14 protein-coding genes are annotated in these 12,984 nt (G+C 43.6%); 7 read left to right on the top strand and 7 right to left on the bottom strand.

Translation table 11 applies throughout. The annotated features are described in order from the left end of the window. The first annotated feature begins 31 nt into the window (after positions 1-31). Genes hisA through hisIE form a run of 3 tightly spaced genes read left to right on the top strand, consistent with a single transcriptional unit; the run spans position 32 to position 2,171 of the window. Positions 32-769 carry a 1-(5-phosphoribosyl)-5-[(5-phosphoribosylamino)methylideneamino]imidazole-4-carboxamide isomerase gene (gene hisA / locus AACR09_RS11535; protein WP_193835002.1) on the top strand — a complete coding sequence of 246 codons (738 nt, stop codon included), beginning with the start codon at positions 32-34 and terminating at the stop codon, positions 767-769. Then, positions 751-1,524, top strand: coding sequence for an imidazole glycerol phosphate synthase subunit HisF (hisF, locus tag AACR09_RS11530; RefSeq protein ID WP_017109916.1), 774 nt, complete (start codon positions 751-753; stop codon positions 1,522-1,524). The genes hisA and hisF overlap by 19 nt, the downstream gene beginning before the upstream one ends. Beyond that, the gene (gene hisIE / locus AACR09_RS11525; RefSeq protein WP_017094419.1) at positions 1,521-2,171 is read left to right on the top strand and encodes a bifunctional phosphoribosyl-AMP cyclohydrolase/phosphoribosyl-ATP diphosphatase HisIE; all 651 of its coding nucleotides are present in this window, start codon (positions 1,521-1,523) and stop codon (positions 2,169-2,171) included. Before hisF ends, hisIE begins: the two co-directional genes overlap by 4 nt. A gap of 249 nt (positions 2,172-2,420) precedes the next feature. Here the strand turns inward: hisIE and AACR09_RS11520 are convergent, their stop codons facing one another. From AACR09_RS11520 to AACR09_RS11505, 4 genes are all read right to left on the bottom strand, one after another. Continuing rightward, the gene (locus AACR09_RS11520; protein ID WP_193835001.1) at positions 2,421-2,945 is read right to left on the bottom strand and encodes a YchJ family protein; all 525 of its coding nucleotides are present in this window, start codon (positions 2,943-2,945) and stop codon (positions 2,421-2,423) included. Between the two features lie 118 nt (positions 2,946-3,063). Further along, positions 3,064-4,281, bottom strand: a complete 1,218-nt coding sequence (locus AACR09_RS11515) for an EAL and HDOD domain-containing protein (protein ID WP_102491431.1) — start codon at positions 4,279-4,281, stop codon at positions 3,064-3,066. 123 nt (positions 4,282-4,404) lie between these two features. Further along, complete coding sequence (gene lpxH / locus AACR09_RS11510) at positions 4,405-5,139, bottom strand: UDP-2,3-diacylglucosamine diphosphatase (RefSeq protein WP_193835000.1); 735 nt, start codon at positions 5,137-5,139, stop codon at positions 4,405-4,407. A gap of 77 nt (positions 5,140-5,216) precedes the next feature. Next, positions 5,217-5,711 (bottom strand): peptidylprolyl isomerase, encoded by a 495-nt coding sequence (locus AACR09_RS11505; protein ID WP_004734582.1) that lies wholly within the window; start codon positions 5,709-5,711, stop codon positions 5,217-5,219. Between the two features lie 191 nt (positions 5,712-5,902). On the opposite strand from AACR09_RS11505, the gene cysS reads away from it, so the two are divergent. Both cysS and AACR09_RS11495 read left to right on the top strand, forming a co-directional pair. Continuing rightward, entirely contained in the window at positions 5,903-7,288 is a 1,386-nt protein-coding gene (gene cysS / locus AACR09_RS11500) for a cysteine--tRNA ligase (protein WP_017078988.1), read from the top strand. Positions 7,289-7,385: 97 nt separating this feature from the next. Beyond that, positions 7,386-7,964: a thymidine kinase gene (locus AACR09_RS11495; RefSeq protein ID WP_004734584.1), complete on the top strand. Its 579-nt coding sequence runs from the start codon at positions 7,386-7,388 to the stop codon at positions 7,962-7,964. Positions 7,965-8,093: 129 nt separating this feature from the next. Here AACR09_RS11495 and AACR09_RS11490 read toward each other — a convergent pair whose 3' ends face one another. From AACR09_RS11490 to AACR09_RS11480, 3 genes are all read right to left on the bottom strand, one after another. Then, on the bottom strand, positions 8,094-8,786 hold the full coding sequence (locus AACR09_RS11490) for a YdcF family protein (RefSeq protein WP_193834999.1): 693 nt from the start codon (positions 8,784-8,786) through the stop codon (positions 8,094-8,096). Further along, positions 8,779-9,633: an NAD(P)H-binding protein gene (locus AACR09_RS11485; RefSeq protein ID WP_193834998.1), complete on the bottom strand. Its 855-nt coding sequence runs from the start codon at positions 9,631-9,633 to the stop codon at positions 8,779-8,781. The genes AACR09_RS11490 and AACR09_RS11485 overlap by 8 nt, the downstream gene beginning before the upstream one ends. A gap of 114 nt (positions 9,634-9,747) precedes the next feature. Next, complete coding sequence (locus AACR09_RS11480) at positions 9,748-9,978, bottom strand: TIGR02647 family protein (RefSeq protein ID WP_004734587.1); 231 nt, start codon at positions 9,976-9,978, stop codon at positions 9,748-9,750. Between the two features lie 257 nt (positions 9,979-10,235). On the opposite strand from AACR09_RS11480, the gene AACR09_RS11475 reads away from it, so the two are divergent. Together AACR09_RS11475 and focA are read left to right on the top strand one after the other, a co-directional pair. Then, positions 10,236-11,543 carry an ATPase gene (locus AACR09_RS11475; protein ID WP_193834997.1) on the top strand — a complete coding sequence of 436 codons (1,308 nt, stop codon included), beginning with the start codon at positions 10,236-10,238 and terminating at the stop codon, positions 11,541-11,543. Positions 11,544-11,906: 363 nt separating this feature from the next. After that, entirely contained in the window at positions 11,907-12,749 is an 843-nt protein-coding gene (gene focA, locus AACR09_RS11470; RefSeq protein WP_017078992.1) for a formate transporter FocA, read from the top strand. Positions 12,750-12,984: the final 235 nt, after the last annotated feature.

The raw sequence follows: 12,984 nt of genomic DNA, 5'->3' as shown, positions 1-12,984 counted from the left end.
AGCGGCTAACGTTGCCCTATAAGGAATGTAAATGATTATTCCCGCGTTAGATTTAATTGAAGGCCAAGTAGTTCGCTTATTCCAAGGGGACTACGGGCAAGTAACAGAATACAAAGTAGACCCAGCAGAGCAGTTCAACCTGTATCACCAAGCTGGCGCAGGTTGGCTTCACCTTGTTGATTTAACCGGTGCAAAAGATACAACGGCTCGTCAGTTAGACTTGATCGCTAAGCTACTTGCTAGCACGCCTGCGAACATCCAGATTGGTGGTGGTGTGCGTAACGAACAAGATGTCGTTGATCTGCTAGAAGCTGGCGCACAGCGCGTTGTGGTTGGTTCTACAGCAGTTAAGCAACCTGAGTTGGTTAAAGGTTGGATGGAGAAGTACGGCGCAGAAAAAATCGTGCTGGCTCTGGACATCAATATTGACGAAGGCGGCACACGTAAAGTCGCGATTTCAGGTTGGCAAGAAGATTCAGGCGTGACGATTGAAGCACTGATTGAAGACTATCTAACGGTTGGTCTTAAACACGTTCTGTGTACAGATATTTCGCGAGATGGCACGCTAGAAGGATCAAACGTAGAGCTTTATGTTGATCTTTGTAAGCAGTACCCACAGGTACAATTCCAATCATCTGGCGGCATTGGCAGCTTAGCTGATATTGAAGCGCTTAAAGGCAGCGGCGTTGCTGGCGTGATTGTGGGTCGCGCACTGCTTGATGGCAAATTCACCGCTGAGGAGGCATTTGAATGTTGGCAAAGCGAATAATCCCTTGTTTGGATGTCCGTGATGGACAGGTGGTTAAGGGCGTTCAGTTCCGTAACCACGAAATTATTGGTGACATCGTTCCGTTAGCGCAACGCTATGCGGAAGAGGGCGCTGATGAATTAGTATTTTACGATATCACTGCATCAAGCGATGGGCGTGTAGTCGACAAGAGCTGGGTGAAACGCGTAGCAGAAGTGATCGATATTCCTTTCTGTGTCGCTGGTGGTATTAAATCAGCGGAAGATGCAGCGCGTATTCTTGAGTTTGGTGCGGACAAAGTGTCAATCAACTCACCGGCATTGGCTAACCCACAGTTGATCACTGACCTTGCTGATAAGTTCGGCGTGCAGTGTATCGTTGTTGGTATCGATTCATACTTCGACAAAGAAACCGGTAAATATCAGGTTTACCAATTCACAGGTGACGAAGCGCGTACCAAAGCAACCAAATGGGAAACCAAAGATTGGGTGCAAGAAGTACAGAAGCGTGGTGCAGGTGAGATTGTGTTGAACATGATGAACCAAGATGGTGTTCGTAACGGTTACGATATCGAGCAACTCAACATGGTTCGCTCAGTATGTAATGTTCCATTGATTGCGTCAGGTGGCGCAGGTGCGATGGAGCACTTTGCTGAAGCTTATAAAAAGACCAACGTGGATGGAGCACTTGCGGCTTCGGTATTCCACAAGCAAGTCATCAATATTGGTGAACTTAAACAGTATTTGAAACAACAAGATGTAGAGGTGCGACTATGAGTTTTGAACCCGTAAGCTTATCAAAAACAGAAGTAGGCGCATTGTCAGAGCGTATTGATTGGGAAAAAGTAGATGGCTTAGTGCCAGCTATTGTTCAAGATTACCAATCGAGCCAAGTGCTGATGATGGGATACATGAACCCAGCAGCGCTCGAGAAAACAGGTGAAACTGGCCAAGTGACGTTTTTCTCTCGCACTAAAGAGCGCCTTTGGACCAAAGGTGAAACGTCGGGTAACGTATTGCAACTGCAAAACATGTCATTGGATTGTGACAACGACACCTTGCTGGTTAAGGTTAATCCCATTGGCCCAACGTGCCACACAGGTACAACAACGTGTTGGGATGGAGACAAGCAAGAAGAGTCTCAGATGGTGTGGCTTCATCAGCTTGAGCAGCTACTGGCTGCCCGCAAGGACGCAGACCCTGAGTCTTCTTATACTGCCAGTTTATATGCCCGTGGCACCAAGCGTATTTCGCAAAAAGTGGGCGAAGAAGGCGTTGAAGTCGCGCTTGCGGCGACGTCGGGCGATAAGGCGGAACTAGTGTGTGAATCAGCAGACCTGATTTATCACTTGATGGTTCTTTTACAAGACCAAGGCTTATCGATGAACGATGTGGTGAACAAACTAAAAGAGCGCCATAAGTAAGCTCTCTTTGGGTTAATCGAACTACGTAACAGCTAGATAAAAGCCCCGTAAACAACCATGTTTACGGGGCTTTTTAGCTTTTTAGCTTTTTAGCTTTTAAATTTTCAAGATTTCAAGATTTCAAGATTTCAAGATTTCAAGATTTCTAAGCCCTACGTCACTTTGCTAAACTCTGACTTTACGTCATTCCGAGGAGCCTAAGCGACATCAGGAATCTCTTTACTTAATCAAACATTCTAATTTTTTGACTTACCCGCAGCACTTCTTATATTTCTTTCCGCTACCACAGATACATGGGTCATTGCGGCCGATTTTAAAGCTCTCAACCGTTTGGTTTAGACGGGGGTCAATCTCAGGCTCTGATCGTTTTTCTTGTTCATCTTCTTGCTCAGGGAAGGTGCCATCAATGTAATACCAAAAACCGTCTTCACGAACAAAGCGCGAACGTTCTTGCATACAGAACTGCTCAGCTCCGTCGTTGAAGTAAGCTTTAAACTCAACAAAGCCTTCATTCTCATGTGAACCTGCGGCTGTACCGATGACCTCTAAACCCGCCCAATCACTATCTATGGATTCGGCAATACCTTCTCTCTGCGCTTCTGCATTACAAGTCGGGTGGTAAGTAGCAACCACATAATCAACCAAACCAAGTACATGTGCAGAATAACGTGAGCGCATTAATTGCTCGGGTGTTTCAACTGCACAGTGGTTAAGGTGTGCTGATTCGCAACATTGTTGGTAAGTATTTTTGCTACCGCATGGGCATAAAGACATAGTCAGGTCCTGTAAAAATGGCCTCTATTAAGAGGCCATATATGAATGCGTTGGAGTTTACCAAGAAACGATCGCTCACCAAAGCTTAGTTTCTATTGAAGCAGCAATGTGAAGTGAACTATTTCAACGAAGGTGATAATAGCTCTTGAGCCCAAGTAGTCGCTTCATCATAAGCTTGACCGAGTTCCGCTTCACTTAGCTTGAGAAGTTTACGGATGCGCGTTGCTTCGTCCCATCGAGCTTGCTCATAAGCGATAACCATCGCCAAAATTGCGCCCAGCACGCCTTTTCGTTGAATCAAAGCTTGCTTGATCTCTTCATCGATTGGTACTGAGTCCAAGACTTGCTGTAACGGTTGGTCAAAGAGTGAATCAAGTAGAGAGAACATACCGGTTAAAAAGGCTTGTCCGGGTTCTACCTTTACATTCATTTTTTCTACTAAGAGTTCACACTCACGTGCTCGTAACACGGCTAAACCATAGAGTGAGTCCGGCTTATCTTCTTTCGCTGAGGCAATCGCTACCAGTGAAACGAACTTACGCAGCTTTTGTTCGCCGAGGAAAATAAGTGCTTGGCGGAATGAACGAATGGTCGTTGCTGAGCCGCCTGCGGAGTTCACGTAGGCAAGTAACTTGTAAGACAGCGTGACATCTAGCGTAATTAAACGTTCTACTTCGCCAAAGTCGATAGGGTCGTGCGCAATCTCTTTTAACAGCTGAACAATCGTCAAAAACGCAGGGTTGAGAGCGCGAGTTTGAATCATTTCCGGCTTACTGAAGAAATAACCTTGGAAGTAGGTGAAGCCTGCTCGATTTGCTTCTTGATATTCATCGTAAGTCTCGACCTTTTCTGCGAGGAACTTAATATCCAACCCTTTGAGAGAGTTCATGAACATCGAAGCTTTCGCGATTGAGATCAAACGGATATCAAACTTGATAATTGAAACGTACGGTAAAAAGCGCTTCCATGCTTTGCTTGGTACAAAGTCGTCTAACGCGATGGTGTAACCCGCGTCATAGATAGCTTTTATTGCTTCAAGTAGTTCGTCTGTTGGTTGGCAATCTTCAAGAACCTCAACAACGAGGCTTTCTTTGGGGAACAGAGTCGGGACTAAGTTGATTAGGCTTGCATAAGGGAAGTTCACGAACCCCAATTTATCACCCAACGTATTATAGTGAGTTGATAAAAAGTGATCGGAAAGCAAACGGCTAGTAGCGAGCTCCGGCTCTACTTCAGGGAAAGTGTTCTTAGGACCATCCCTGAATAGCAACTCGTAACCTATGGTTTTCTTGTCTGTATCGAGTATTGGTTGACGCGCTACGTATGAATATTTCAACTTGGTACTGTGTTCTGTTTATTTCTGGTAGAGAGATAATAGCTAATTCAGTAGAAATTACCATACACTTTCTATTAAAGTCTGACCGATAATAATAATCAAAGTGAAAGTTTAATAGTGATGTTAAAAGCGGTTGCTAAACTCTCGATTCTGTAGTTCAAAACTTTGCGGAGTGAACACCAGCACTGAACCTTGCGTATACCAATCACCCAATACGATACGAGTTTTAGTGCAATTATTAGCATTAAATGTATGGATGTCTGGGCGATGAGTATGGCCGTGGATCATCAGATCGACATTGTTTCGTTCCATCACATCTTCGACTTCTTGCTGTGTCACATCCATAATGTCGAGAGACTTGGTCTGCTTGTCATCTTTGATATCTGATTGAACCTTCGAAACAATTTTCTTCTTGATGAAAAATGGGATTCGGTTGAAGACCCATTGTAACCATGGCTGATGCACTTTTTCGCGAAAGGCGAGGTACTTTACATCTTCAGTACATAGGGTATCACCATGCAATACCACCGCTTTTTGTCCGTAGATATCGATCGTAGAAACTTCGTCGAGAAGTTGCACGCCCGTTTGCTGAGCAAATTTTTTGCCGACTAAGAAGTCGCGGTTCCCTTGAGTAAAGTAACAAGGCACGCCTGTTTTCACTAAGTCGATAAACGCTTGGCGGATAGAAGTCGCGAATTCACTCTTATCATCGTCACCAATCCAGAATTCGAAAAGGTCACCTAATACGTAAAGTGCATCCGCTTCTACGGCTTCTTTCTTCATAAAGGTTAAGAAGCAGTCTGTGATGTCTTGTCGTGACGGAGAAAGGTGCAGATCTGATATAAAATATGTTTTCATAGGTCTAAAAAAAGGGAGCGATTCGCTCCCTGTATCCTGATTTTATCGGCTCATCAATACTAACCGAAAGCGATGAATTAAGCTTCGATTGTAGTACCAGTGATGATCACTTCTTCTAGAGGTACATCTTGGTGCATACCCATAGAACCAGTGCTAACACCTTTGATCTTGTTTACGATGTCCATGCCTTCAACAACTTCTGCGAATACACAGTAGCCCCAACCGTCTAGGCTTTCGCTACGGAAGTTTAGGAAAGAGTTGTCGTTAACGTTGATGAAGAACTGAGAGCTCGCTGAATGCGGTTCCATAGTACGAGCCATTGCTAGCGTACCAACTTTGTTCGCTAGGCCGTTGTTTGCTTCGTTCTTGATAGTTGCACGAGTTGTTTTTTCTTTAAGGCCAGAAGTCATGCCGCCGCCTTGAACCATGAAACCATCGATAACACGGTGGAATAGCGTGTTGTCGTAAAAACCGTCACGGCAATACTGTAGGAAGTTTGCGCTTGTTTCTGGTGCTTTTTCTTCGTTAAGTTGAACTTTGATGTCACCAAAATTTGTGTGAAGGATGATCATGATTGTTACCTTACTGTCTTTTTAATATGAAGTTCGAATTCTAGCGCATGTTGGCGGACTTTCAAATCACCAAATCATTAACTTAACTTGGTTGTTTGAGGTAATTACTGCTTTGGGGGATTACCTAATAACGCATGAATTGATATACTTGACCTCTTATTTTGATTAATACACAAATATAGATAGAGATCATGCTGAAAATTTATAACACACTCACAAGACAGAAAGAGGAATTCAAACCAATTACAGCTGGCAAAGTCGGCATGTATGTCTGTGGGGTAACCATATACGATCTCTGTCACATTGGTCATGGCCGCACGTTTGTTTCTTTCGATGTAGTAACTCGTTACCTTCGTTACCTTGGTTACGATTTGAACTTCGTTCGTAACATCACTGATATCGATGATAAAATCATCAAGCGCGCTAATGAAAACGGTGAGTCTTGTGATTCTCTGACTGAGCGCCTGATCGGGGAAATGCACGCGGACTTCGATGCATTGAACATGAAGCGCCCTGATGTTGAGCCTCGTGCGACTGAATTCATCACTGAAATCGTTGAGCTTGTTGAAAAGTTAATTGAGCGTGGTTTTGCTTATGTTGCAAGCAACGGCGACGTGATGTTCGAAGTTAAGAAATTTGACGAATACGGTAAGCTTTCCAAGCAAGACCTTGATCAGCTTCAAGCGGGTGCTCGTGTTGATGTTGATTCTGCAAAACGTAGCCCGTTAGATTTCGTTCTTTGGAAGATGTCTAAGCCAGGTGAACCTACGTGGGAATCACCATGGGGTCCAGGTCGTCCGGGTTGGCACATCGAGTGTTCAGCAATGAACTCTTCTATTCTTGGCAATCACTTCGATATCCACGGTGGCGGTTCAGATCTACAGTTCCCGCACCACGAGAACGAAATCGCACAATCTTGCTGCGCACACGGCACCCAGTATGTGAATACTTGGATGCACAGTGGCATGGTGATGGTAGACAGAGAAAAAATGTCTAAGTCACTGGGTAACTTCTTCACTATACGTGACGTACTTCAGCATTACGATGCAGAAACAGTACGTTACTTCCTAATGTCTGGTCACTACCGTAGCCAACTGAACTACAGCGAAGATAACCTAACCCAAGCTCGTGCATCACTTGAGCGTCTCTACACATCACTTCGTGGCCTAGACGTTACAGCAGCTCCGGCTGGTGGTGAAGAGTACGTGACTCGTTTCTCTACAGCGATGAACGATGATTTCAACACTCCAGAAGCTTATTCAGTACTGTTTGAAATGGCTCGTGAAATTAACCGCATCAAAACTGAAAGCGTCGAAAAAGCAAGTGCACTAGGTGCATTGATGCGTGAACTGGCAGACATCATCGGTATTCTTCATCAAGATCCAGAGGCTTTCTTGCAAGGTGATGCGGCAGGCAACGATGACGAAGTAGCTGAAATCGAAGCGTTGATCAAACTGCGTAACGACTCTCGTGCTTCGAAAGATTGGGCGAATGCCGACCTTGCACGTGACAAACTAAACGAGTTGGGTATTGTTCTGGAAGATGGTCCAGAAGGTACGACTTGGCGTCGTAAGTAAATATTATAAAAAGGGCTGATTTTCAGCCCTTTTTTCTAGCAAAAATTCTCTAATATCACCTTTTTATCTTCAACTTTTAATTAACAGGAATATTTCTGTGGCTCAGATGTATTTTTATTACTCGGCAATGAATGCGGGTAAATCAACAACACTTCTTCAGTCTTCATTCAACTACCAAGAGCGTGGCATGACGCCAGTGATCTTTACGGCAGCATTGGATGATCGTTATGGTATCGGTAAAGTTAGCTCTCGAATTGGTTTGCAATCTGAAGCTCAACTTTTTAAAAATGACACCAATATGTTTGACGCAATCCAAAAACTCAATGAAGAAGAAAAGCGTCATTGTGTTCTGATTGATGAGTGTCAGTTCTTGTCGAAAGAGCAGGTGTACCAGTTAACAGAAGTGGTCGATAAACTGCATATCCCTGTACTTTGCTACGGTTTACGTACCGATTTCTTGGGTGAACTGTTTGAAGGTAGCCGTTACTTATTATCTTGGGCAGATAAACTGGTTGAGCTTAAAACCATTTGTCACTGTGGCCGTAAAGCTAATATGGTGATCCGTACCGACGAGCACGGTGTGGCGATTGCTGAAGGTGACCAAGTGGCTATTGGCGGTAATGATCAGTATGTTTCTGCTTGCCGTCTGCACTATAAAGAAGCGTTAGGTAAATAAACCGATCTCATAGTTCAGCTTGCTAAAACGAAAAACGGTGACCAAGTGTCACCGTTTTTGTTTATTGAGCCTGTGTTTTTACTTTATTCCAAGTCACGCCTTTGATTTATTCGAAATGAAGCTTTTGATTTATTCGAAGCCGAGTTGCTTCAATGCTTGATAGGCATGATCAACGTCATCGGGGATTGGCATCTCAATTTGAAAGCCTTGGGCTGGGTAGAATTTGATTCGTTCATAATCAGCAATCAATGCGCCCAACACCATGTCTAACGGCAACTCTTCGTTAAAGTAATCATCCCAATTTTGCCATTGTGAAGTCACGGTTATTTCTACACTCTCTTCAGGCCATTGTTTACTAAACGTGGCGTAGGTACGTTTCTCCATAAAGGGCTTCTGTACTAAGGTCAGTCTTTTCGGTGACAGCCCACGCTCAATAAGCAATTTGTGGGTGAATCGTACATTCTCCCCAGTATTGGTTGCGTGTTTCTCAATGATAATGTCAGAGTCTGGCACGCCAGCATCTCGTGCAATAGCCGCGAATGTTTCGGCTTCTGAACGTTCGAAGCTCCCTTCTGTAAAGCGTCCCACACCTCCAGAAAATACGATATAAGGCGCCACACCTTGGTGATAGAGCTCAGCTGCGTATTCAGCAACGCGAGTGTCGTTACTGCATAACACAAAGATGCAATCTGAAGGCGTAACCTTGTGGCCCATAGACATGAAGTTCCAAAGGGTGTCGATCGAACGATGTAGCTTAATTCTTGAGTTATTTGTTATAGATTGCTTAGCTATGGGTTGGTTAGCTATGGATTGCTTAGTCATAAAGAGCGTCCAGCGTGGATTCAAATTTAAACGAGTAACCTAAGTCGAGAATCTTTTTCGAAGAGATCAGCTTGTCTGGTGTATCGACCACGAGGGGCAGTGGCTCGCTGCTGTTGGCGCTTTTCAGTGCAGCGGCATAAAATTCCGCCTTACTCACTGTGTTTGGGGTCGTAACATTAACCACTTCGTTGTGCAGTTGGTTGATAGCGAAGTTGACCGCGCCAATCGCGTCGTCAAGATGAAGCATGTTGGCAGGAGCTTGAGTGCTGACCTGTTTCAATTTGCTTGCAAACCTAGAGGGGTGGCGGCTAGGGCCGATTAACCCACTGAAGCGAAGGATGGTGTAGTCGATACCGGAATCAATGATGCACTGTTCTGCTTGTAGCATGACTCGTGCATTGTCTGAAAATGAGTTGGCCTGTTCATCACTTAACGTAGAAATCGCTAATGAGGCATCTTGCTCGTATAAGATCCCTGGCTTGGTCGGGTAGACCGTAGTCGAGCTAACCATGATCAGCTTTTTGACATTGGCTTTCTGACAAGCTTTGGTTAGCTGTTGCCAGTATTCAGCATATTCTTGTCCCGCACCTTTTCTAAAGCCGGGAGGGAAGCTACCAATGACGATCTCTGCATTATTTTCGAGTAACAGCGAATAGAGTTGGCCGATAGTATGCTCAGGCTCCGATGAGTCAAAGCTGAAAACTTCACATGGGATACGTTTGTTACCAATGGCGTCTGCACCCGCTCGGGTCGTTTTTGTGACCACCACTTGGTTACCATGTTTTTCTAGATGTTTAGATAAAGGTGCACCGACCCATCCTGCACCAACAATAAATATAGAAGCCATGTGTTCCTCACAACTGCAAGCTATGGATTTATAGTAAGCCTAACAAACCTTTACCCAAAAATGAAAAAACTCCACGGCCGAGGCGAGTGGAGTTTTTACTAGAACAATGGAGCTTTAGTTTAGTACGCGAAGTAGTTTGTCTGCGCGCTCTGCCATCTGTATACCTTCATCTGTTAGGTAACCGCCGTCTGGCTGAGTACAAAGGTTCTTTTCGAATAGGCGCTTAACAGCGTCTTGAGTTTCTTGAGCTGCCTCTTGATGAACTTTAATTCCAGTAGCGGCACTACTTACATCAAATTGAAGAAGGAGGTTTAAATCAGCAATGTTTTCAGCGTTGTACTTCATAATTAACCTATATATTCATAACGTTCTCTACCTTCACCTTAGTGCGCATTCACGGCTCAGGCAATAGCAAATAAAGAGAATTGATAAGTGATACCAAATTGATTGATTAATCATCGAGTGATGGGTTTATTTTGGTTATATTGGGTGATTTGCACCCACTTAAATCATCAGTGATGTTTATTGCTAAGTGGTTGTAATATATTGTGACTAGAAATAATTTGCATTGAGCGAATATTGTATAAAAAGGATATGCATAAGTGAGAGCGAACAAAGTAGCATTAATGATCAGTATGCTATTTGCTATCGCAGGGTGTCAGAGTACACCTTCAGAGCAGACAGACGCGAACCAAACCACAAACAACAATAACGAATCTACAATCGAGGTCCGTTCATTTCAGTCTGTCCAAAGCGTTTACTCCGAATGGGAGGCTAAGCTTGAAGACCACGCTCAGTTGTCTCTCTATGCTCCAGAGAATTACAATGAACTCTTAGACGCTTGGGACGACGCTGAAAGCATTTATGCGGATTTACTGAAAGACGAAACTCGGCTCACCAAGAGTTATTCAATTTTTTCGAGCCTGACTTACGCTGAAGCTTTTGATGAAAAAATTGCGTTGATCAAATCAAATTATGACTCGATATTAGTGCTAAAGAAGAAGGCTGACCGAGTACTAGCGGATTCGATTGTGCAAATGGATTACCTCAAGTTCCTTGGCGCAGATACCATGTTTACCTCTAGCTACAAACGCTTGTATTCAGAATACAGCGAGTTGTTTGAGTATGTGCTGGTCGATGAGCTTGAAGACGCTCAAGAAGCACAGGTGGAGTTTCTTAATAATGCTCGCTTATTAGAAGTTAAAGTGGCACATAAGAAATACATCGAACCATTGAAGGACGAGTTAGAGTTCTTGGAAGATGAAGATTTTGATGACGTTGCTCCACTGACGTTTGCTAAAGCAGCATCTCAAATTGCTTTGGCAGAAAGCCAAGTCAAAGCCAGTCCCCGTGAAAAGTCGATCATTGAAGATGCGGTGCACGCTGCGGAGTTTGAGTTGAACCACGTACGCAGTGTCGCTCATGAAGTAAAAGTGCTCGCGAGTGTAAAAGGCGACAAGTTCGAACAATCGGTTTTGAATGCAGAGAATCAGTTGCTGAGCATTTCACAAGTGGTTAATGATGAAGATTACCGAGATGTTGGGTTGCGTCAGCAATCTCAGAAGATTATAGCGAGTGTGAAAGCGTTAAAAAGCTTAGATATGACAGAGTCATTAAAGTCAGAAATTGAAACTTTGACTGAACAACTCGCTAAGCTAGAGAGTGATAATCAGAAGCAGGCGCAACAATTGTCTGAGGCGACTAAGCATAGCAATCTTCTAGATGAGCAGATTACCAATAGTGATGCGCATATTAAGAGTTTAGAAGAGCTAGTGGACAGCTTGAGAAACCTAGGTGGTAAAGTTGCCAATGAAAGTGATTCTGATGTAATCCCTTTGAGTCCAGAGTCGAATCTAGAGGGCTCTGCTTTAGAACAATCATCAGAAGAAGTGATTGAACCTTCGGTTTAGCATCACTAATTTCTGTATTTGTGATTCAGTTAAAAGCGCCTAAGGGCGCTTTTTTACGTTCTGTTGATCTATATCAAAATCTAGAGGCAACAGCGATCTGTGAGTCATTATAGTGTACGTTATTCCTTTGCTTTCTTTCGTAACTTATTGATATTTATAAGTGTGCCATTTTTTAAGTTGATAACCTTTCATTCAGCATAGTTTTCTTTTTACTACTAAAGTTGTATGAATTTTGAATAACTTGGGCTATTTCCTTTCCACAAGGTTGTGGGAGGTATTTTGAGTCCCAAATAGCTCTTGAATTCAGAAATGAAAGAGAGGATTATCTCGCTCCCGACAACATGTTTCAAAATGTAAATCATCATGAATCTGAACCAATTTGACTCATTATTACCGCCACAAATGGCTGAGCGCGCTGCAGATATTGGCGTAGGTAAAGCAACCAAAGATCCAACCAAATCTTTTCTCCTAGCGATTTCAGCTGGCATACATATCGGTATTGCGTTTGTGTTCTACACAATTGTAACCACTGGCGCTGGTGATTTACCTTGGGGTATTACTCGCGTCCTAGGTGGCCTTGCATTTAGCTTGGGCTTAATCCTCGTTGTTGTTACTGGCGGTGAACTGTTTACCAGTTCGGTGTTGACGCTTGTTGCTCGCGCAAGTGGCAAGATTACCTGGGGAACCCTAGTAAAGAACTGGGCGACCGTTTATATCGGTAACCTTATTGGTGCTTTATTGCTAGTGGCATGCATGCTTCTGACTAAACAGTACATGTTCGACCATGGGCAAGTGGGTTTGAATGCCATGGCCATTTCTCAGCACAAAATGCACCATGGTTTTATCCAAGCTATCGCGCTTGGCATTATGTGTAACGTATTGGTTTGTATCGCGGTATGGATGACGTTTAGTGGACGAACACTGACTGACAAAATTGCAGTACTGATTTTACCTGTCGCGATGTTTGTATCATCGGGCTTTGAGCACTGTATTGCGAATATGTTCCAAGTTCCTTTAGCTATCGGTATCAAAACATTTGCTCCAGCTGAATTCTGGACAATGACAGGGGCTAATCCGGCAGACTATGTTGACCTAAACATGATGGACTTTCTGATGAACAACTTGCTGCCCGTTACTATCGGTAACATCATCGGCGGCGGTATCTTTGTTGGCATGTGGTATTGGTTGATTTATTTACGCGATTAATAAAGATGGCGGATCAACAAAGCTTGTGTGACTAGCTCAGTGACAAGATTAGTTAAAGCTCAGTGAAAACATTGAACTGACTTATGACATTTACAAGACGGCCTGCATTGCAGGCCGTTTTTTATTTGTGGAAAACTTACTCGTTGATTTCTTAAATTATCATTTGAACGCTTAACAACGCAGTTCTGCACGTGTGTATATGTCTTTGAAATCACCCAAGGATCAATGGCAATGA

It is taken from the genome of Vibrio sp. OPT20 (assembly GCF_963889365.1).
In the GTDB taxonomy this organism is placed as follows: domain Bacteria; phylum Pseudomonadota; class Gammaproteobacteria; order Enterobacterales; family Vibrionaceae; genus Vibrio; species Vibrio splendidus.
Note: the sequence above shows the minus strand (reverse complement) of the source record. Positions and strands in the feature narration are given on the sequence as shown.